The organism is Rhodopila sp. (genome assembly GCF_035548235.1).
GTDB lineage: Bacteria > Pseudomonadota > Alphaproteobacteria > Acetobacterales > Acetobacteraceae > Rhodopila.
The window spans coordinates 1-20,655 of sequence record NZ_DASZTJ010000027.1 but is presented as its reverse complement, the minus strand read 5'-3'; the positions used below and the strand labels follow the sequence as shown (position 1 = coordinate 20,655).

Here is a 20,655-nt window from a genome sequence, read left to right as displayed (position 1 = left end):
ACATAAAACTGCGGGCCACCGGACGGGGGTCCGGTGGTCCGCGGCCTAGAGCCAGCGTCCGCCTATCGGGTGAAGTTGGACGCGTGCAGTGACGTGACGTCCTGGAACGTGACCTTGGTGCCGTCGGTCAGGGAGACGGTCACGGACCCGTTATGGACTGTCTGATGCGACAACGCGTAGTCAACCTCGTGCGGGCCGTAGCCCTGCAGGTTGATCTTGATGTCGTTGGGGTCGAAAATACCCGTGACCAGCGTGTTGCCGCCGTCGTGGTGGTTCTGCTTGACGAATTCGAACACGTTCGACCCGAAGCCGGCCTGGATGGTCGAGTGACCTGACCCGCCGACAAACGTATCGTTGCCGATCCCACCAATCAGCAGGTCATGACCGGAACCGCCGACGAGCGTGACGTTGCCATAGGATGCGGCGGCGGAGAGGGTTTCGGCGCCCTTGCCGGCGACCAGAAGCTGGTCCGCGCTGCCCGTGGCGAACAACTGGTCGCCCTTGCCGCCGCCCACCAGCGTCGCCGCGCCGTCGCCGGCCACGAGGAAGTTGTTGCCTCCGCTGCCGCCGATGACGAGTTGCTTACCGGTTGGCCCGGTGGCTCCGAAATACGTGTCGCTGCCCGCGCCGCCGACGACCGTGGCGCCACCCTGGCCGCCCAGGAAGAGCAGCTTGCTGGCGTCGCCCTCCACGAAGATCGATTTCGACGACGTGGCGTCGATGGTCTCGGCGCCGGATCCGGCCACCACCGTATCGTCGCCGGCCGACGTGACGACGTCCTGGCCGGAGCCCAGGATGATCGCGTTGTGGCCGCCGCCGGCAGCGACGGAATCATTGCCGCTTCCCGATGCCACAATGAAATCATTGCCGTTGCCGGAATTCAGCGACCAGGCCCCGCTGCCGCTGGTCAAGAACCGATCGTTCCCGCCGCCGGCGACCACCGTCCCCGAACCCGACACCGCGATGAACGTCAGGCTGGTCTCGATGCCCGACAGGATCATCTCGTTGCTGGCGCCGGAGCCGAAGACGATCGCCTGGCCAGGCTTGGTGACCAGATCGACGGTATACGAATGGGGCAGCACGACGAGGGGCGAGACCGACTGGACATAAGCGCCCGAGGTCCCCGGGGGAGGCGGGGTCGGAGGACCATTGGTATCGAGCGTCTCTACCAGCTTCCCCGAGGCGAGTTCGCTGTTGATCTTGGCTGCGACTTGCTGCGCTAGAATAAAGTTCGCTGTAGAATCGAAGTTAAGCGTGATCGGCGTATTGCCAGTACCGGTAACTGTAACGGACGAAACCATAACGGGTGATCCTCCATCCTGGGACGCGGGATGCGCCGTGGTCGTGGAGGAACTCTCTCATGCAATCGGACGAGGTTCGAGCGCAGGATTATTACCGTTTCCCCAACCGGAAATCGAAATTTTGGGACGAATGCACAACCGGAGCGGATTTGATTACAGGGCCAGACTGTACACTATGTTGCGATCTCACCATTTTCTCTTGTGTTACGTGTATGAGATCGAAATTACACACGCTTTAAATCAAAGTAACACATTTAGAGGTATTCCGTAATAGACAGCCCCATTTGTTTCCGATTGACACTTGAAGTGTAGATTTAGAAACAATCAAAAATGGGAGGAATCCCATCCAGTCGCCACTCACGGCGGCAAAATCACGAACTTGTGATGATGCGCTGCACTAACAGGGCGGCCTTCCCGGCTACCACTTCGGCGCTGTCGCCCGGTTTGTAGATCGACGATCCGACGCCAAAGCCGGCCGCACCTGCCGCCAGCCAGGGTTGCATGTTGCCGGCCTCGATCCCGCCAACGGGCAAGACCTGTGTCCCGGCCGGCAGAACCGCCCGCATGGCCCGCAGCATCGCCGGGTTCGCGCCCTCCGCGGGGAACAGCTTCAGCGCGTCCGCCCCGGCATCGAGCATGGCGAAGGCCTCGGCGGGGGTGAAGAAGCCGGGGACGGCGAGGAGGCCATGTTGCTTCGCCGCCCGCACCACCGCCGCATCGGCGTGCGGGGTGACGATCAGCCGCCCGCCCGCCTTCGCGACGGCGGCCACATCGGCCGGAGACATCACCGTGCCGGCGCCGATCAGCAACCGGTCCCCGAACGCCTCCGTCAATGCGCCGATGCTGGCGAGCGGGTCGGGGGAATTGAGCGGCACCTCGACGATGGCCAGCCCGGCCGCCTGCAGGGCGAGCGTGATTCCGACCACCTCGTCCGGCCGGACGCCGCGCAGGATCGCGATCAGCCTGCAGCGGCCCAGCCAGGGCGCGAGGCCATGGGAGTCAGCCATGGGGAGACCGTTCCTTCTGCATCAGGACCATGACGCGTGGTCGGCGATCTTCCAGAGACCCCTGGCCGCGGCCTCCCCGTCATGGCGTTCGGCGAAACCGCCGCAGGCCGCGATCGCCTTGGCGTAGAGCGCCGTCAATTCGGGTGCCCCGATCACCTGCACCACCGCCCCAGCCTGTCCGGCCAGCGCCGCTCGGACTTCATGGCCCACCAGGATGCCGGACAGATAGGCGGGTGCGTCGGTCTCGGACAGGCGGCCGGCCAGCGTCTCGGCCCGCACGCCGAACAGATGGTGCAGCAGCCCGCCCGGATCGGCCGACCGCATCACGCCCGCGTCGAACGGCGCCCCGTCCGACGGACCGTCGCGCATCATCCGGGCGAGGATCGTGTGACCGCGCAGCGCGGCGAAGGTCTCGCCGGTCATGTGTGTCGCGAACCCGGTGATCCGGCCATCCCGCACGCGCACCCATTTGGAGTGCGTGCCGGGCAGGCAGGCGATGCCCCCGTCCCGCAGCAGGGGGTCGACGCCCATCACCTGCGTCTCCTCGCCGCGCATCACCTCGGCGATGCCGGAATCGTCCTGACCCGACACGCCGGGCACCAGCTTCACCCGTGCCCAATCGAAGCCGATATCGCTCAACCCGGCGGCAAGTTCGGCGGGGCCGACCGGACAGGGGGCGTAGGGCGCCTCTCTCCAGCCCTGGCGGCTGCCGATCATGCCGGAGAGCAGGACATGCTCCTCCCCAGCAGCCAGCCAGGGGCCGATCTCCTCGCGCAGCGTGTCGCCGAAGCGGCCGTCCGGAACATTCATGATGCCGCGCTGGCTGGTGCGGCGGTCACGGATCGCGCCGTCGTGCGCGATGCGGAACGCCCGGAAGCGCGTGGTGCCCCAATCGACGCCGATCATGGTGATTCCTCCCGCTTTCGCGTCCAGCATAATGCAGGTCGGCGCGATTGGCCCAGGGGAGAGTGATTGGGAGAGTGATTGGGAGAGTGATTGGGGGAGAGAGTGATTTCAGGAGAGTGGGTTCAAGCAAGGGGTGGGGACAGGTCGGCAGCGGTCCGATCAACCAGGCCGATCCCGCCGCGATGCTGCATCGCAGCGTGATCGGTGAAGCAACACGTGCATCCGAGCGGCCGACGCCGTATCAAGCCGCGCCCCTTGCCCGATTCCGGAGTCGCCTGATGGCGGAAGCCCTGACTGTGGATTGTTTGCAGATGCCGCATGGATTTTTCACCCGCCGCGGTGGAGTGTCCTCGGGTCCATTTGCATCCTTAAATTGTAGCCTTAGCAGTCCGGACGACCGGGACGCGGTCATGCGCAACAGGGCCTTGGTCGCCGACCGCCTGGGCCTGCCGATGGATCGGCTTCTGGGCCTGCGGCAGGTGCATGGCGACCGGACAGTGACGGTCACCGACCCCTGGGCGGTCGGGGCAGGTGAGGCGGCGGATGCGATGGTCACCGATCGGCCGGGTCTCGCATTGGGCATCGTCACCGCCGACTGCGCGCCGGTCCTGTTCGCCGACGCTTCGGCCGGCGTCATCGGCGCGGCGCATGCCGGTTGGCGCGGCGCGGTCGGCGGCATCATCGAGTCCACCCTGACCGCCATGCAGCGCCTCGGCGCCCGGGTGGAGGCCATCGCCGCGGCGATCGGCCCCTGTATCGGCCAGGCGTCCTATGAGGTCGGGCCGGACCTGCGTGCCGAGGTGCTGGCCCACGATGCCGGGCATGAGCGATTTTTCGGGTCTGGGCAGCGGGCGGATCGCTGGCAGTTCGACCTGGCCGGATACTGCGCCATGCGACTGCAAGAGGCGGGTGTGACCCAGGTCACGATCACCGGTTGCGATACGTTGGCAGATGAGGCGCGGTTCTTCAGCCACCGCCGCCGTACGCTGGCGCAAGCCGGACCGATCGGCCATCAGATCTCGGCTATCAGTCTGCCGTGAAACCCCCTTCCGGCGCGCGCCGCCATCTGCTTCAAGCCGCCGGATGATCGAGCGAGTCCTGGGCAGGGTGTTCCTGCCAATCTGTCTGCTGGCCATCTGCCTTGGACTGTCTTCCTGCGGGGACTACCCGGAACCGTTCCTGGGCAATCCGGGGGCGACCGCCCGCCGGCTGGCCAAGCCCCCCGCGCCCTTGCTGGCGGTCGCACCGGGTTCGGACACGCTGCTGTCCGACCAGGCCAACCAGGACCTGGCCAAGCAGCTTGCGACGGCACTGCAGGCGGTCGAGGTGCCGGCCATGGTCCGCACGCCGAAGAAGTCGGACTGGAAGCTGATCACCAAGGCCACCGAGACCGGCAACACGGTGCAGCCGGAATTCAGCGTCATCAGCCCGGAGGGGAAAGAAGAGGGCAAGGCGGTGGGCGAGCCGATCCCCACCGCCGAATGGGCCAAGGCGCCGCCGGCCTTGATGCAGCAGGTCGCAGCCGAGGCGGCGCCTCGGATCGGTGCGGTGCTGACCAGCATCCGGATCGCGCACGAGAAGGCGGATCCCAACAGCCTCTACAATCGCGCGGCCCGCGTCATGGTCGCCGAGGTGACGGGTGCGCCGGGCGACGGCGATGACGCGCTGACCAAACAGATGCGCGCGCGTCTCGCGGTGCTGGGGCCGGTGGTGCTGACGACTCCCACCAGCGCGGACTTCATCGTGAAGGGCACGGTGGCCGTGGTTCCGATCGCCGACCATAAGGAACGGGTGGAGATACAATGGAGCGTCCAGAACCCGGCGGGCCAGGAACGCGGGCGGGTCGTGCAGTTGAATGAAATCCCGGCCGGCACGCTGGACCACTACTGGGGCGACATCGCCGTGGTCGTCGCGACAGAGGCGTCCAACGGCGTCAACGACGTGATCAAGCGCCAGTCGGACCGGGAACCCGATCCGGCGGACGCGGCCAACGGGACCGCAGGCGGGTCGGCCGGTGCGGCGACCCCCGGTGCGGCGGCTCAAGGAGCAAGCCAGGGGGTGGCCCAAGGGACGGCCGCCGGGGTGGGCGGCCAGCCCGTCACAAACATCGCGGCCACCGCCGCGGACCCGTCCGTCACCGGACCAGCACGGTCGTCGGCGGCGACCGGCGGTCCCGTCCAGGCGAAAACGGCCGCGCCGCGTCACGAGCATCACGTCGCCACGAAGCCGGGAGCGGTCCACCACCGGTCGGTCGAGACGCCGCATGGGACGGCCAGGTCGTCCGAACATGCGACGCACGGGAAGACGGCTGAAAAGGAGGCGCACGGGAAGGCGACCGGGAATCACGCAACGAAGAAAAAGACGACGACCACGCCATAGAACGAGCACGCCGTAGACGACCTATCGCCGCCGCCGCATAATTCCCTCCGGCTTGCGGGCACAAAAAGGGGGAAGCGCCAGATGTCGTCACTGTTCGACCTGACCGGAAAGGTTGCGATCGTTACCGGTTCCACCAAGGGCATCGGCCTGGCGATCGCCACCCGCATGGCCGAACACGGCGCGACCGTGGTCGTCTCCAGCCGCAAGGCGGACGTCTGTGAGACCGTCGCCGCCGGCATCCGGGAAAAGGGCGGCAAGGCGGTCGCCATCCCCTGCCACATCGCCCGGAAAGAGGAGCTTCAGACCCTGGTCGACCGCACCGTCGCCGAATGCGGCGGGATCGACATCCTGGTGGAGAATGCCGGCATCAACCCTTACATGGGACCGGCGGCCGGCATGCCGGACGAGGCGTTCGACCGGGTGATGGCCGCCAATGTGCGGGGCAACGTGCAGCTCGCGAACATGGCCATCCCGCACATGGTGGCGCGCGGCGGCGGGTCGGTGATCATCATTTCCTCGATCGGCGGTCTGCGCGGCTCGCCGCAGCTTGGCGCCTATGCGATCTCCAAGGCGGCGGACATGCAGTTGGCGCGGAACATCGCCGTGGAGTGGGGACCGAAGAACATCCGCGCGAACTCGATCGCGCCAGGACTGGTACGGACGGATTTCGCCCGGGCGCTGTGGGAAAATCCGGTACTGTACCGCAAGCGCACCAAGGATACGCCGCTGCAACGGATCGGCGAACCCGACGAGATCGCGGGCGCGGCGATCTTCCTGGCTTCGGCCGCCGGCAGCTTCGTGACCGGGCAGACGATCGTCATCGACGGCGGCACGACCACCGGCACGGTCATTTCGAACGACGACTGATAACCGGGGCGGCGGAACGCCGCAGGACGAGAAGATCGTATCATCGGTGATGATCGTCAGCCCGCCCGCGCGACGGCGACCTCGGCATGCCGATGCCGATCATGTGGGCGATCTCCCGGATCCTGATCGATCACAGGCTGGCGTCAAGCGAGACATGTCCGCTTGGCCGCCGCGTCCTGCCGGACCTAGTCTGTCCGCATGGACCCGCTCTTCCCCCACGCAGCCTTCCACCTTCCGCCCGGTGTCACCCATGTCTGCGCCGGCGGCGAGACCGCGGCCCTGCGCAGCCATGACGCCGCGATGCTGCGATATCTCGCCGACAAATCCTCGGGCTTCCCCGGCCGTTCCGCGCAAGACGCGCAGGTCGAGGCCGCCCGCGCCGACGTCGCTCGGCTCTGGGGCGTTCAGGCCGGCGATATCGGCTTCGTCAGCAACGTGGCCGAGGGCGTCTCGATCGTCGCCGAAAGCCTCGATTGGAAACCGGGGGAGTCGATCGCGATCGATGCGGACGAGTACCCGTCGGTCGTCGGTCCCATCGCGCTGCGGCGCGACCCGCCGGTCCGCCTGCTGCAGGCCCGCGGCCCGGAGCCTGACCGGCTGGTCAAAGCCGCTGACGCCAGCACACGGATCATCGCCGCCAGCTATGTCTCCTACCTGACCGGGGAGCGCACCGATTTGCGCGCGTTGCGGGCCAGGGCGGATGAGCTGGGCGCGATACTGGTGGTGGATTTCACCCAGGCCTCGGGCTACCTGCCGATCGAGGCCTCGCTCGCCGATTTCGCCTTCTCCGCCTGCTACAAGTGGATGCTCGGCATCACCGGGGTCGCGATCGCCTATTGGAACCGGACCCGGCAACCGGCCTGGGCGCCGGCATCGGCGGGGTGGTACTCGTTCGCCCCGGGCAGCCGAGGCTATGATCCCACGCCGCTGCTGCGCGCCGACGCGATGCGCTTCACCCGCGGCAACCCGGCGCATTGCCCGATCTATGTGCTGAACAGCGCATTGTCGTTTCTGTCCGCGTACGACATGCAGGAGGTGCAGGCGCATGTGCAGACCCTGACCCAGGCGCTGCACGACGAGCTGAGCCAGCGGCAGTTCGTGCTGACGACACCCCGGTCGCCGGAACGGCATGGAGCAAGCGTGTGTTTCACTTCACCCGACGCGGCTGGGATCGTGGAGCGGCTGTTCCGGCGAGGGGTCTACGCCTGGAACGGGCAGGGCAGGGTGCGGGTCAGTTTCCACGGGTACAACAGCCTGGCGGATGTGGAGCGTACGGTGGCCGCGCTGGCGGCAGGGTGATGCGGCATCGATCCCGTCACGGCGGGCGAAGGCCCGCCATTTACGCCTGGCGGTGTCGATGCACGGGTGGGTCGTGGACGGCGGGCCTCCGCGCGCCGTGACGGGCGCCCTTGCTGCCTATGCCTCCAGCTCGTCAATGAACCCCGAGATCACGTCCAGCCCCTTGTTCCAGAACGCCGGATCCGACGCATCCAGGCCGAACGGGGCCAGCAGCTCTTTGTGCCGCTTCGTCCCGCCGGCCCGCAGCATGTCCAGGTATTTCGCCTGGAACCCCGGATGCCCGTTCTGGAACACCGAGTACAGCGCATTCACCAGGCAATCCCCGAACGCATAGGCGTAGACATAGAACGGCGAGTGGATGAAATGCGGCACATAGCTCCAGAACACGCTGTATTCAGGCGTGAACTCGAAGACCGGACCCAGGCTCTCGGTCTGCACCTGCAGCCATAGTTCGCCGATCCGTTCGGGCATCAGCTCCCCGCCGCGGCGTTCGTCGTGCAGCAGCGTCTCGAACTGGTAGAACGCGACCTGGCGGACGACGGTGTTCAGCATGTCCTCGGTCTTCGCCGCCAGCATGATGCGGCGCTGCTTGGGGTCCGCGCTGTCCAGCAGGGCGCGGAAGGTCAGCATCTCCCCGAACACGCTGGCGGTCTCGGCCAGGGTCAGGGGCGTGCCCGACATTAGCGGGCCCTGGGCCCCGGCCAGCACCTGGTGCACCCCATGGCCCAGCTCGTGCGCCAGCGTCATCACGTCCCGCGTCTTGCCGTGGTAATTCAGCAGCAGGTACGGATGCACCGACGGCACCGTCGGATGCGCGAAGGCGCCGCCCGACTTGCCGGGGCGCAACCGCGCGTCGATCCAGGGCCGGTCGAAGAAGCGGCGGCCGACATCGGCGAGTTCGGGACTGAACGCGGCATAGGCGTCCAGCACCCGCTTGCGCGCATCCGGCCACTCGATCCGCCGGTCGTCGTCGTTCGGCAGCGGCGCGTTGCGGTCCCAGTGTTGCAGCTTCTCCAACCCCAGCCACTTCGCTTTCATCTTGTAATAGCGGTGCGCCAGACGCGGATAGGATCCGCGGACCGCCGTCACCAGCGCGTCCACCACCTCGTCCTCGACCATGTTCGCGCGGTTGCGGAAGCTGCCGGGACGGGGATAATGGCGCCAGGTGTCCTCGATCTCCTTGTCCTTCGCCAGCGTGTTGGTGATCAGGGAGAACAGGCGGATCCGCTCGCCGAAGGCCGATCCGATGGCCTTGCCGGCAGCCTCCCGCACCGATCGGTCGCGGTCGGACAGCTTGTTCAGCGTGGCGCTGACGGTCAGTTCCTCCCCGCCCAGCTTGACCCGCATGGCGGCGACCGTCTCGTCGAACAGCCGGACCCAGGCGGCACTGGCGGTCAGGTCGCGCTCATGCGTCAGCCGTTCGAGGTCGTCCGAAAGCTGGTGCGGGCGGAACACCCGCAGGTCCCGCAGCCAGGGGCGGTAATGCGCCAGCGCCGGATCCGCCAGCTTGGCCTCCAGCAGCGCGTCGTCCATCCGGTTCAGTTCCAGCGAGAAGAAGATCAGGTCGCTGCCGACCGCAGTCACCTTCTCATTGACCGTCTGGTAGAAGCGGCCGATCGCCGGATCGGTGGAATCGCCGGCGAACAGCAGTTGCGCGTAGGAGGCGATGCGCCCCAGCAGCTCCTGGATCCGCTCGTATTCCCCGATCACCGCCGCCAGCGCCGGGCCGGTCAGCGCCGCCAGGGTCCCGGCGTGGGAGGATGCGAACGCCTTGGCCATGCGTTCGGCACGTTCCATGTCCGCCTTCACCTCGGCGCTGTCGGGCCCGGGATAGAGGTCGGAAAGGTCCCACTCGGGCAGCGCGGCGGCGGCACTCATATCGTTCATTGGGCGATCTCGGTCCTTGGCGGAAAAACGCTAACGCGTCATGTAAGCGACCCTCAGCCTGCGTCAAAGGGCTGCCGGAGGATGCGTGCGGACCCTGACCAAGATCTACCCCACTTGGCCCAACCTGGCCGCGATGATGTTCGACCGGGCGCATGCCTGGCCCGAACAGGCGATGCTGCGCGTGTTCCGCGACGGGGAATGGCGCGGGATCACCTGGGGGGCGTTCGGCCGGATGGCGGCGTCCTGCGCCCGCGGCCTGCGCGCCGCCGGGATCTCGGCCGGCGACCGCGTCCTGCTGTGCGCCGAGAACCGACCGGAATACCCCATCGCCGAGACGGCGCTGATGGCGATCCGAGCAGTGCCGGTCCCGGCGTATACGACGAACACGGAGGCGGACCAGGCGCATCTGCTGCGTGATTCCGGCGCGCGGGTCGCCATCGTCTCCAACGCGGACCTCGCCGCGCGGATCCGGGCGGCGGCGGAGCCGCTGGGTGGGTTGGAACGCCTGATCGTGATGGACTCGCCGCCTGCCGGCACGGTGGCCTGGGACAGCCTGGTGGCCGATCCGCGCCCGTTTGGCGACATCGCGGCCGAAGCGGCGCTGATCCCGCCGACCGCGCTGGCCTGCCTGATCTATACCTCCGGCACCGGCGGCGCGCCGCGGGGCGTGATGCTGCCGCATCGCTGCATCCTGTCGAACTGCGCCGGCGCGTTCGACCTGGTCCGCCCGCTGAAGTTGGAGAACGAGACCTACCTGTCCTACCTGCCGCTCTCGCACAGCTATGAGCATACGGTCGGCCAGTTCTTCCTGCTGAGCATCGGCACCGAGATCGTCTATTGCCGCGGCGTCGAGCACCTCGCCGCCGACATGCTGACCGTCCGTCCGACGCTGCTGACGGCGGTGCCGCGGGTGCTGGAGGTGATCCGCGCCCGTGTCCTGACGCAGGTCGGGCGGGAGAAGCCGTGGCGGCGGGCGCTGTTCGACCGCGCGCTGGCGATCGGCCTGAAGCGGATCGACAAGACGCCGCTGACGCTGTGGGAACGGCTGCTGGACCTGGTGCTGGACCGCCTGGTCCGCTCCAAGGTCCGGGCCCGCTTCGGCGGCCGGCTGATCGCCGCGATGTCCGGAGGCGCCAGGTTGGAGCCGGAGGTCGGGCGGTTCTTCCTCGCTTTGGGGATTCCGATCATGCAGGGCTACGGCCAGACCGAGGCGGGGCCGGTGATCAGCGCCAATCCCCCCGATGCGATTCGCATCGATACGGTCGGCACCGTGCTGCAAGGCGTGGACCTGAAGATCGCCGAGGACGGGGAAATCCTCGTACGCGGGGGACTGGTCATGGACGGATACTGGAACCGGCCCGAGGACACCGCCGCCGCGATCCGCGACGGCTGGCTGCACACCGGGGACATCGGCGAACTGGACCGGGGTTATCTGCGTATCACCGACCGCAAGAAGGACATGATCGTCCTGTCCGGCGGGGAAAACGTCTCGCCGGCGAAGATCGAGGGCATGCTGATGGCGGAGGCCGGAATCGCGCAGGCCGTGGTGGCCGGGGATGGGCGTAGCGGGCTGTGCGCCCTGCTGGTTCCGGCGGAGGGTTACGACGATGTGGCAGTGGCCATCGCCGTAAACAGGACTAATATGCGACTATCCGTCACTGAGCGGATTCGCAGGCACGCGATCGTTCCGGCTTTCACCGTGGAGAATGGCTTGCTGACCCCATCCCAGAAAATCCGCCGGATACTGGTGCTGCGAGCGAATGCCGAGACGCTGGCGCGATTGCATTGAACGAAATGCACGAACCTTGGGCCTGGTGTGAGAAAAGCGCGCCGATGAAACAGGCGTTTACCGCGATCAGCCATTGCGATGCTCGGGCCGCTCTGCTAGACGGCGCCGCTCACGTTTCCGTCCAACCCCGGACACGCGTTGCGGCCATTCCAGCCCGACGCGCGCCGGGTTTTTATGAGGGGTCCCGGTCCGATGGCCGTACCGAAGAGAAAAACCTCCCCGTCCCGGCGGGGCATGCGCCGCAGCCACGAGGCGCTGAGCAAGCCGGCGCATATCGAGTGCGGCAATTGCGGCGAGCCGAAGCGGCCGCATCACGTTTGCCCGCATTGCGGCTACTACGGCGGACGCGAGGTCGTCGGGGCCGGCAAGGCGCTGCGGGGCGCTGTCCGCTTCTAACGCACTGCGCGGAACGGACGCGCCCGTGACCGGTCCCTTCACCCTCGCGGTGGATGCCATGGGCGGCGACCGGGCGCCTGACATGGTCGTGCATGGCCTGGAATACGCGGCGGAACGTCATCCGGCCGCGAAGTTCCTGCTGGTCGGCGACGAAGCGCTGCTGGCGCCGCTGCTGGCCCGCTACAAGCGCGCCAAGGCCGCCTGCACGATCCGCCACACGACCGAGGTCGTTTCCAACGACATGAAGCCGACCGCCGCGCTGCGCAGCCGGAAATCCTCCATGCGCATCGCGATCGACGCGGTCGCGAGCGGGGAGGCCGCAGGCGTGGTCTCGGCCGGGAACACGGGGGCACTGCTGGCGCTGGCCAAGATCGTGCTGAAGGCGCTGCCCGGCATCGACCGTCCGGCCATGGCCGCGATCGGTCCCTCGGCCCGCGGCGACGTGGTGATGCTCGACCTTGGCGCCAACGTGCAGTGCGACGTCCGCAACCTGGTCGAGTTCGCCGTGATGGGCGACGTGTTCGCCCGCACGGTCCTGGGGCTGACCGCCCCCAGCATCGGCCTGCTGAACGTGGGGTCCGAGGAGCTGAAAGGCGACGAGACGGTGCGCGAGGCGGCCGATATCCTGCGCGCCAGCCATATCGGCCCGCAGTTCCACGGCTTCGTCGAAGGCCACGACATCACCGCCGGCACGACCGACGTCGTCGTCACCGACGGCTTCACCGGCAACGTCGCGCTGAAGACGGGCGAGGGGGCGATGAAGCTGATGGGGGAACTGCTGCGGCAGGTCTTTACCTCCGGCATCATCGCCAAGATCGCCTATCTGCTGGTCCGTCCGGGTCTCGACCGGCTGCGCGAGTGGCTCGATCCGCGGCGCTACAACGGTGCGGTGATGGTCGGGCTGAACGGCGTGGTGGTGAAGTCGCATGGCGGCACCGACGCGCAGGGCTTTGCCCACGCGATCGACGTGGCCATGGACATGGTCGTCCATCGCTTCAACGACCGGATCCGGGAAGACCTCGCTCGGATCGCGCTCGACAAGAACCGAACCGCCGAGGCCCAGCCGGTCGCGTCGGTGGGCGCGGGTCCCGGCGATGCGCCGCCGGGGACGGCCGGCGATACCCATCTCGCACCCGCCTGAGCAGGGAGGCATGATGTCGTTCCGTTCCATCCTGGCCGGGACCGGTGGCTATTTGCCCGAACGCATCGTCACGAACGACGAATTGTCGCGGACGATCGACACGTCGGACGATTGGATCCGCGAGCGCACAGGCATCCGCCAGCGGCACTTCGCCGCGACGCATGAGACCACCGCCTTCATGGGCGTCGCCGCCGCCAGGCAGGCACTGAACGCCGCCGGCGCGACCGCGGCCGACGTGGATGCGATCCTGCTGGCGACCAGCACGCCCGACCAGGCGTTTCCCGCCACCGCGCTTCGTATCCAGGCGGCGCTGGGCGTGACGCGCGGCTTCGGTTTCGACCTGTCGGCGGCCTGCGCGGGCTTCATCTATGCCCTGTCGATGGCCGACAGCCTGATCAAGTCAGGCCAGGCACGCGGGGTGCTGGTGATCGGCAGCGAGGTCTATTCGCGCATCCTCAACTGGCAGGACCGCGGCACCTGCGTGCTGTTCGGCGACGGTGCGGGGGCGGTGTTCCTGCGTGCGGTGCCCGTCAGCGAGGCGGGGGACAAAGGCGTGCTGTCGACCCATATCCACGCCCAAGGCACGCTGGGCGACATCCTGTATGTCGACGGCGCGGTGGGCCAACCCGACAAGCCGGGCCATCTGGTGATGAACGGGCGGGAGGTGTTCCGCCACGCCGTCACCCGCCTGGCCGAGGCCGTGGACGAAGCCCTGTCCGCCAATGGCCTGACCCGAGCGGACGTCGACTGGCTGGTGCCGCACCAGGCCAATCTGCGGATCATCGACGGCATGGGCCGCAAGCTGAACTTGCCGCCCGAGCGGGTGGTGATCACGGTGGACCGGCATGCGAACACGTCGGCGGCGTCGGTTCCCCTGGCGCTGGCCGAGGCCTGCACGGACGGACGGGTAAAGCCCGGCGACCTGGTTTTGCTGGAGGCGCTGGGCGGCGGCCTGACGTGGGGATCGGCCCTGGTGCGGTTCTGACACGCGGCTCTGATCGAAACCGCACGAAATGCCGCAAACCCCTGAATGCTAAGATTTTCTCGCGTGTAATCTTGACGGGCCGGCACGATCTGCATAGCGTCAGTCGATGCTGACGATCACCCGTGCCCACATAGCTGAGATGATCTACACGCAGGTTGGGCTCTCGCGGAACGAGTCCGCTGCGTTGCTGGAAGACGTTCTCGATCGCATCGCGACTCATCTTGAAAAAGGTGAATCTGTTAAAATCAGTGGGTTCGGGACTTTCTCTATCAGACAGAAGGGGCGCCGCATCGGGCGCAATCCAAAAACGGGGGAGGAAGTGCCCATCCTGCCCCGCCGCGTCCTGGTCTTTCGTCCAAGCCATGTGCTGAAGGCGCACGTGAATGGGACGGCGCCCGGATCAGGCGACGACGAATGATCGCGCCGCCGCCGGCCCTTTGGGGTAACCCTTGGGATGAAAGCGGCCGATGGATCTGCAAGTGAGCGACGATCCCAGTGATTTTGATAGCGATCCGAAATCCCGGATGCGCCCCAAGAAGGCGCCCAACGCCTTCCGGACAATCAGTGAAGTAGCGGACGAACTTCACATCCCGCAGCATGTCCTGCGGTTCTGGGAAACGAAGTTCCCGCAGGTCCGGCCGCTCAAGCGCGGCGGCGGGCGCCGGTATTACCGGCCTGACGACATCGAGCTGCTGCGGCGGATCGCCGATCTGCTTTATACTCAAGGCTATACGATCAAGGGCGTGCAACGCCTGCTGCGCGAGGGCGGCGGGCTGCTGTCCGACGACATCCCGCCCCCAACCCCCGAGGAACGCGCCGGCCCGGGGGAGGCGGAGGAGCCGCCGCCACTGTTCCTGAACCTGGAACTAACCCCGCCGCCCGCCCCCGACCCGGCACGCCTGCCGATGCGACCACGTGCCGAGAGCGACGAGCAGCGGATGCGAAAGGCGCTGGAAGACGTGTTGGGGGAACTGGAGGCGATCCGGACGCTGTTGCACCGGGGGCGGTAAGGGGGCGGGCGTTCCGTCCCACCCCCTTTCGCTTACTTGTTCTTTTCCGCCGCGTTGCTCAGCCCTTGGCCGGCCGCGCTCAAGTCCTTGCCGGCGCCCTCCGTCGTGTTGCAGGCGGTCAAGGTCGATGCGGCCGTGAGAAGGACGGCGATCAGGAGGAACAGGCGCGATGTCGCTCGCATGAATGATTCCTTTCGGATCGTTTAACAGCGGGCTACGTCGGGACGGCACCAAGGCGTAACAAGTGAACGGAACGCCATCTCATAGGTAGTTGAATTCACGAGCCCTTGAGGCCTGCAGACCCGTCTTCATGGCCGCCCTTGGCTTACGCAGGGGAATCCGTTTGACTGCGCCGACGCAACGGAGGAAGCCGCCATGGCGGGACTGTATTACGAAGAATTCTTTGTCGGGCAGGAGTTCGAACATCCCTGGACCCGCACCGTCACAGAGATGGACAACGTCCTGTTCAGTTCCCTGACCATGAACGTGCAGCCATTGCACCTCGATGCGAACTTCGCTGCCGGGACCGAGTTCGGGCGGCCCCTGGTGAACTCCATTTTCACCCTGGGTCTCATCATTGGTATCAGTGTGAATGATACGACCATCGGCACGACGGTCGGCAACCTCGGCTTTTCTGAAACCAAATTCCCCAAGCCGGTGTTTCACGGCGATACGCTGCGTGCCCGGACCAAGGTCCTGACGATGCGCGAAAGCCGCTCCCGCCCCGAGGTCGGGATCGTCGAGTTCGAACACACTGGCTGGAACCAGCGCAACGAGATGGTCGCCCTGTGCCGCCGCCAGGCGATGATGCGCAAGCGCCCCACCGCATGAAGCGCCCCGACCGCATGGAACGGGAGGCGGCGGCGCTGCGGGCCAACCTGCTGAAGCGCAAGGACCAGGCGCGCCGCCGCGCGGCGGGAGAGGAGCCGCCTCCGGCTCCCGCTCAGAACAGTGACATCTGCAACGATCCGGCCGTGGCCGGGTCCGGCGGCAAGGCGAAGCGGCCGCAGTCGAGCTGACTGCGCGCCTCGTCGAACCCGTGCTGGCGGATCGCACGGGCGAAGCGCCGGTGCAGAAGATCGGCATAGACGCCCTGGCCGGTGAACCGGTGATGGAAACGCGGATCGTTCAGCCCGCCCGACCTGGTCTGCCGGACCAGGCTCAGCACATGCCGCGCCCGATCGGGGAAATGTTCGTGCAGCCAGCTTTCGAACAACTCCCGCAGTTCGTGCGGCAGCCGCAGCAGGACGTAACCCGCATGCCGTGCGCCGGCGCGGGAGGCGGCGTCGAGGATTTTCTCCATTTCGGCATCGTTCAGGCCCGGGATCATCGGCGCCGCCAATACGCCCGTGGGCACGCCGGCCCGCGTCAGTTCGGCAATCGCGTGCAGCCGCCGCGCCGGCGTCGCCGCCCGCGGCTCCATCACCCGGGCCAGCCGGGCGTCCAGGGTCGTGACCGAGATGTGGACGCGCACGAGGTCTCGTTTCGCCATCGACGACAGGATGTCGAGATCGCGCAGCACGCCGGAGGATTTGGTTACAATCCCAACCGGATGGTTGTAGCGGTCCAGCACCTCCAACACCGAACGGGTCAGTTTCAACGTCCGCTCGACCGGCTGATAAGGATCCGTGTTCGATCCCAATGCCATGGTGCGCGGCACATAGCCGGGCCTGCGCAGCTCTTTTTCCAGCAGTTCGCCGACATCCGGCTTGTAGATCAGCTTCGTTTCGAAATCCAAACCGGGCGAGTAACCCAGATAGGCGTGCGTCGGCCGAGCATAGCAATAGATGCATCCGTGCTCGCATCCCCGATACGGGTTCACCGCTCGGTCGAAGCCGATGTCGGGGGACGTGTTCCAGCTTATCACCGACCTGCTGGTATCGCGGGTCAGCGTGGTATCCAGGCGCGGCAACTCGCCGATATCGGTTTCCAGGGTGCTCCAGCCGTCGTCGAACGCCTCGCTGCTTTGCGAATCGAAGCGCACCGGCGGATTGCCGATGGCACCGCGTCCCGACCCGCGCGCCCGCGGCATCGCCACGGCCGGTGCGGCATCCGGCAGGCCCGCCTTGTTCAGCGCTTCGACGGCGTCGCGGTCGATCTCGATATCCATCCCGTTCCTCGCTGGACTGGGTTTCGTTCGGGGGGAATCCGTTCTATGTCTGTTCGATCCGAACATCTCATGCGGGCCTTGGCACTGTCAAGAACACAATATGAACTTCGGTTTCCCCATTGACCCGCCGCCGCCCGCGAAGCTATTGCCGCCCGCCCATCACAATGAGGGAGCGGACAAGCGCATGGCCAAGGCGATCACCGAAGAAGACATCAAGACCGGCGGCGTCGCGGCCGATCGCCTGCGCAGCATCGTCGAGCGGATCGAACGGCTGGAGGAGGAGCGGAAGGCGCTCGCCTCCGATATCAAGGACATCTACCAGGAAGCCAAATCCGCCGGCTTCGACGTCAAGGTGCTGCGCCAGCTCATCCGCATCCGCAAGCAGGAAGCGGCCGAGGTGGAGGAGCAGGAGACCATGCTGGACATCTATCGGCGTGCGCTGGGGATGTAGGTCAGTCCCGGTCCAGTAGCCGGTCCAACACCGCGTTCAGCCGCAGCAGCCCGTCACGGGTGGCGCGCAGACGGCTGTCGGCCAGCGTCAGGTAGCCCTCGGCGATGCATTCCGACAGGATGACGGGGTCGACGAACGACTCCATCCCGCAGCCTGTGCGCGCGCGGAAGCGGGCGAGGTCGATGCCCTCGTGCATCCGCAGCCCCATCAGCAGCGCCTCCGGCCCGGTCTGTTCGGGGGTCAGGACATCGTCCGTGCCCAACCCGTTGCCGATCCGCCGCACCTGCTCGAACCACATTTCCGGCGCGCGGTGGCGGCGCGTGGCGTGCAACTGGCCGTCCAGGGCCAGCCGTCCATGCGCGCCCGGCCCGATGCCGGCGTAGTCGGCGTAGCGCCAGTAACCGATATTGTGCCGGCTCTCATAGCCGGGTCGAGCGTAGTTCGACACCTCATAGGGCTGCAGGCCCGCGGCGGCGCAGAGGGCTTCGGTATCCAGGTACAGCGCGGTCGCGACCTCATCCTCCGGCAGGGTGATGCGGCCGCGCCGGTGCAGGACTTCGAACACCGTCTGCGGCTCGATCGTCAGTTGATAGAGCGAAATATGGTCTGGTCCGATGGCCAAAGCCGCTCGGAGTTCATGAGACCATTTGCGTCGGTCTTGGCCGGGCCGTGTGTAGATCAGGTCGAACGATACGGACCGGAACAGCCGCCGCGCCGCGCGGATCACCACGATCGCCTCGGCGGCCGAATGGCCCCGTCCCAGGACGCGCAAGGCGGCATCGTCCAGGCTTTGGACGCCGATCGAAACCCGGTTGACGCCAGCCAGCCGGAAGCCCGCCAGGGAGTCCAGCGCCAGGCGGGTGGGGTTGACCTCCAGCGTGATCTCGATGCCCGGGGCGATATCGAAGAACCGCGCCGCGTCGTCGATCAGCGCGCCGATCGCGCGGGGCCTCATCAGGCTGGGCGTGCCGCCGCCGAAGAAGATCGAAGTCAGCCGGCGACGGCCGACGCGGCTGGCTTCGGACGCGAGCTCGCGGCGCAGGGCCGGGGCGAACAGGTCGCCGTCCATGCGGGTGTGCGGATGGGCATTGAAGTCGCAATACGGGCACTTGGCCAGGCAGAACGGCCAATGGACATAAAGCGCCAGATCGGCGGACTGGGATGGGGACAAACGGATCGACTCTCGGCGCGGGACAGGCGCGGTATATAGGGCGCGATGGCCCCGGGCGGAATCACCGTGGGTCCGATGCATGACGGGTGCAGGCATGCTTCCGGCGCCCGGCCGGTGCGGCGTTACCAGGTGGTCAGTTCGCCGAAGACCCGCTCCAGCAGCGGTGCCCAGTCACCGCGCCGGTCCTGCCGGAACAGCCGCATAGAGGCATACCACGGCGTGTCGGAACGTCCGAGCATCCAGCGCCAATCGGGGTCGGCGGGCAGCAGGAGCCAGACCGGCTTGCCAAGTGCGCCGGCCAGGTGGGCGACCGAGGTATCCACGCTGATCACCAGGTCCAGCGCGGCGATCAGCGCCGCCGTCTCGGCGTAGTCCGGCAACGCGGTGGTCAGGTCCGACAAAGGCAGCGACCGCGCGGCCGAGCCGTGCTGCAGGCTGACGAAGCGCACGCGGTCGATGGCGGGCAAGGCGCGCATCAGCGCCGCGGGGACCGAACGGCGATGATTGGTCGGGTTCGCGGGATTGCCGGCCAGCGCCAGGCCGACATGGCGTCCTGGTCCAAGCTGCTGCGCCCAAGCGGCGACACGCACCGGATCGGCGGTGAGATAGCCGCCGGCCGCGGGGATCGAGGCTTCCGTGATTCCCAGCCGGAACGGCAGGCTCATCTGGTCGATCCAGACATCGTGCGGAACGGACTCACTCCAAGCGCAGGTTTGTGTTCCTGGCATCAGTCCAATCACCGGCACAAGCGCAGGACCACAGGCCAGGATCGGCCGGCCGCCGCGATCCCGGATCGCCGCCAGGAACCGCGCGAAATGGATCGCGTCGCCGGCCCCTTGTTCGCCCCGCACCAGAACGGTCCGCCCCTCCAAGGCGCGTCCATCCCATTCCGGCGCCGGCAAAGGCGGGAACGCCCCGCGATAGGCAGGGTGGCGTTTCCGCCATTCATACGCCGCGAATCCCGCCGGCAGGTTCCCGCTCAGCAGCAGCGCGATCGCCCTGTTCCAGTGGGCCTCGGCCATCTCCGGCCGTGACCGCAGCGCCGCGTTGCAGGCTTTGATCGCCTCCGGCAGCCGTCCCTGGCGGGTCAGCACATAGCCCAGGCTGGCCTGCGCCTCCGGCAACGCCGGGTCGAAGGACAAGGCGGTGCGGTACATCGCCTCGGCCGCGTCCAGGTCGTCCAGGTCAGCCGAGGCGTTGCCCCAGTTCAGCCAGGACGGCGCATGCTCCGCCTTCAGCATCACGGCGTTGTGGAACGCCGCGCAGGCCCTGGTTGGAAATCCCAGCGCATTGAGCGTCGTGCCGCGGAGGAAATGGAGTTCCGCGTCCCGCGGATCGGCGGCCAGCGCCGCATCGGCGTGCGGCAGCGCCTGCGCGAAACGGCCGGCGGCGACCAGGGCGCGCACCAGGTTGCGCCTTATGCCCGCGTGCCCCGGCTGCCGCCGGAGCGCCCGCAGCAGCAGATCGGCCGCCTCGGCCGGATCGCCATCCCGCAGGGTGGTCAGGGCATCGACATAGATATCGTCCGGCATGCGCATCCCATCGCATGCAACCCCTTACCGGATGGTTAACGACCGGCAGCGTCCCCTGGCGCGCACCGTCTCGACCGCCTATGCCCGCGCTGGCGGCAAGACAGGAGATCGGCATGGCCATTGGACTGGACGGGGTGATCGCGGCGGAGACCATCCTGAGCATGACCGATCAGGCCAACGGCATGGTCTGGGTCCGCGGCGTCGACCTGCCGACCCTCGTCGTCCGCCACGGCTTCGAAGGCGCCGTCGCACTGCTCTGGGACGGTTTCGCCGGCGACGGATTGGCCAGGGACGGCATCGCCGCCACGTTCGGCGCCGCCCGGACCAGCGCTTTCGCCGCCCTGGCAACCTGGCTTCCCGGCACCGCCGGGCGGCCGTTGCCGGAAGGCCTGCGCATCGCCCTGGCCGCCCAGCCCGATACGGC

At 67.3% G+C, this 20,655-nt stretch carries 19 protein-coding genes and 2 pseudogenes; 13 read left to right on the top strand and 8 right to left on the bottom strand.

All coding sequences use genetic code 11. The features are described 5' to 3' along the window. Positions 1–62: 62 nt before the first annotated feature. The 3 genes from VHB27_RS01505 to VHB27_RS01495 form a co-directional block, all read right to left on the bottom strand. Positions 63–1,301 (bottom strand): calcium-binding protein, encoded by a 1,239-nt coding sequence (locus VHB27_RS01505; protein WP_325596984.1) that lies wholly within the window; start codon positions 1,299–1,301, stop codon positions 63–65. Positions 1,302–1,672: 371 nt separating this feature from the next. Next, entirely contained in the window at positions 1,673–2,308 is a 636-nt protein-coding gene (locus tag VHB27_RS01500; protein WP_325596982.1) for a 2-dehydro-3-deoxy-6-phosphogalactonate aldolase, read from the bottom strand. Between the two features lie 21 nt (positions 2,309–2,329). Next, positions 2,330–3,214, bottom strand: coding sequence for a 2-dehydro-3-deoxygalactonokinase (locus VHB27_RS01495; RefSeq protein WP_325596980.1), 885 nt, complete (start codon positions 3,212–3,214; stop codon positions 2,330–2,332). Between the two features lie 278 nt (positions 3,215–3,492). On the opposite strand from VHB27_RS01495, the gene pgeF reads away from it, so the two are divergent. The 4 genes from pgeF (at position 3,493) to VHB27_RS01475 (ending at position 7,759) form a co-directional block, all read left to right on the top strand. Beyond that, positions 3,493–4,254, top strand: a complete 762-nt coding sequence (gene pgeF / locus VHB27_RS01490) for a peptidoglycan editing factor PgeF (protein WP_325596978.1) — start codon at positions 3,493–3,495, stop codon at positions 4,252–4,254. A 43-nt stretch (positions 4,255–4,297) separates the two neighbouring features. Further along, positions 4,298–5,593 (top strand): hypothetical protein, encoded by a 1,296-nt coding sequence (locus tag VHB27_RS01485; RefSeq protein WP_325596976.1) that lies wholly within the window; start codon positions 4,298–4,300, stop codon positions 5,591–5,593. 81 nt (positions 5,594–5,674) lie between these two features. Continuing rightward, positions 5,675–6,460, top strand: a complete 786-nt coding sequence (locus tag VHB27_RS01480; protein ID WP_325596974.1) for an SDR family NAD(P)-dependent oxidoreductase — start codon at positions 5,675–5,677, stop codon at positions 6,458–6,460. Positions 6,461–6,658: 198 nt separating this feature from the next. Next, complete coding sequence (locus VHB27_RS01475; protein WP_325596972.1) at positions 6,659–7,759, top strand: aminotransferase class V-fold PLP-dependent enzyme; 1,101 nt, start codon at positions 6,659–6,661, stop codon at positions 7,757–7,759. A gap of 117 nt (positions 7,760–7,876) precedes the next feature. Here the strand turns inward: VHB27_RS01475 and VHB27_RS01470 are convergent, their stop codons facing one another. Beyond that, a complete protein-coding gene (locus VHB27_RS01470; RefSeq protein ID WP_408903949.1) occupies positions 7,877–9,646 on the bottom strand; it encodes a M3 family oligoendopeptidase in 1,770 nt (589 codons plus the stop codon). A gap of 85 nt (positions 9,647–9,731) precedes the next feature. Here VHB27_RS01470 and VHB27_RS01465 point away from each other — a divergent pair, with 85 nt between their 5' ends. The 6 genes and pseudogenes from VHB27_RS01465 to VHB27_RS01440 form a co-directional block, all read left to right on the top strand. Continuing rightward, positions 9,732–11,435 (top strand): AMP-dependent synthetase/ligase, encoded by a 1,704-nt coding sequence (locus VHB27_RS01465; RefSeq protein WP_325596970.1) that lies wholly within the window; start codon positions 9,732–9,734, stop codon positions 11,433–11,435. 192 nt (positions 11,436–11,627) lie between these two features. Next, positions 11,628–11,831, top strand: coding sequence for a 50S ribosomal protein L32 (rpmF, locus tag VHB27_RS01460; protein WP_325596968.1), 204 nt, complete (start codon positions 11,628–11,630; stop codon positions 11,829–11,831). After that, positions 11,818–12,972 (top strand): phosphate acyltransferase PlsX, encoded by a 1,155-nt coding sequence (gene plsX / locus VHB27_RS01455; RefSeq protein WP_408903950.1) that lies wholly within the window; start codon positions 11,818–11,820, stop codon positions 12,970–12,972. The genes rpmF and plsX overlap by 14 nt, the downstream gene beginning before the upstream one ends. Positions 12,973–12,982: 10 nt before the next feature. Then, complete coding sequence (locus tag VHB27_RS01450; RefSeq protein ID WP_325596964.1) at positions 12,983–13,957, top strand: beta-ketoacyl-ACP synthase III; 975 nt, start codon at positions 12,983–12,985, stop codon at positions 13,955–13,957. Positions 13,958–14,063: 106 nt separating this feature from the next. After that, complete coding sequence (locus VHB27_RS01445) at positions 14,064–14,375, top strand: integration host factor subunit alpha (RefSeq protein ID WP_325596962.1); 312 nt, start codon at positions 14,064–14,066, stop codon at positions 14,373–14,375. A 49-nt stretch (positions 14,376–14,424) separates the two neighbouring features. Next, a pseudogene (locus VHB27_RS01440) lies at positions 14,425–14,802 on the top strand (MerR family transcriptional regulator); the annotation flags it as partial. A gap of 197 nt (positions 14,803–14,999) precedes the next feature. On the opposite strand, the gene VHB27_RS01435 reads toward VHB27_RS01440, so the two are convergent. Beyond that, complete coding sequence (locus VHB27_RS01435; RefSeq protein WP_325596960.1) at positions 15,000–15,149, bottom strand: entericidin A/B family lipoprotein; 150 nt, start codon at positions 15,147–15,149, stop codon at positions 15,000–15,002. A gap of 193 nt (positions 15,150–15,342) precedes the next feature. Here VHB27_RS01435 and VHB27_RS01430 point away from each other — a divergent pair, with 193 nt between their 5' ends. Continuing rightward, positions 15,343–15,798 (top strand): MaoC family dehydratase, encoded by a 456-nt coding sequence (locus VHB27_RS01430; RefSeq protein ID WP_408903948.1) that lies wholly within the window; start codon positions 15,343–15,345, stop codon positions 15,796–15,798. A gap of 112 nt (positions 15,799–15,910) precedes the next feature. Here VHB27_RS01430 and VHB27_RS01425 read toward each other — a convergent pair whose 3' ends face one another. Then, the gene (locus tag VHB27_RS01425) at positions 15,911–16,999 is read right to left on the bottom strand and encodes a PA0069 family radical SAM protein (protein ID WP_325596986.1); all 1,089 of its coding nucleotides are present in this window, start codon (positions 16,997–16,999) and stop codon (positions 15,911–15,913) included. 262 nt (positions 17,000–17,261) lie between these two features. Between VHB27_RS01425 and VHB27_RS01420 the strand changes: the two genes are divergently transcribed. Continuing rightward, positions 17,262–17,528 (top strand): DUF2312 domain-containing protein, encoded by a 267-nt coding sequence (locus tag VHB27_RS01420; protein WP_325596958.1) that lies wholly within the window; start codon positions 17,262–17,264, stop codon positions 17,526–17,528. Position 17,529: 1 nt separating this feature from the next. Here the strand turns inward: VHB27_RS01420 and hemW are convergent, their stop codons facing one another. Beyond that, complete coding sequence (hemW, locus tag VHB27_RS01415) at positions 17,530–18,699, bottom strand: radical SAM family heme chaperone HemW (RefSeq protein WP_325596955.1); 1,170 nt, start codon at positions 18,697–18,699, stop codon at positions 17,530–17,532. 122 nt (positions 18,700–18,821) lie between these two features. Further along, positions 18,822–20,231: a tetratricopeptide repeat protein gene (locus VHB27_RS01410; RefSeq protein WP_325596951.1), complete on the bottom strand. Its 1,410-nt coding sequence runs from the start codon at positions 20,229–20,231 to the stop codon at positions 18,822–18,824. Positions 20,232–20,344: 113 nt separating this feature from the next. Between VHB27_RS01410 and VHB27_RS01405 the strand changes: the two are divergent. Then, positions 20,345–20,655 (top strand): annotated as a pseudogene (locus VHB27_RS01405) (hypothetical protein); the annotation flags it as partial.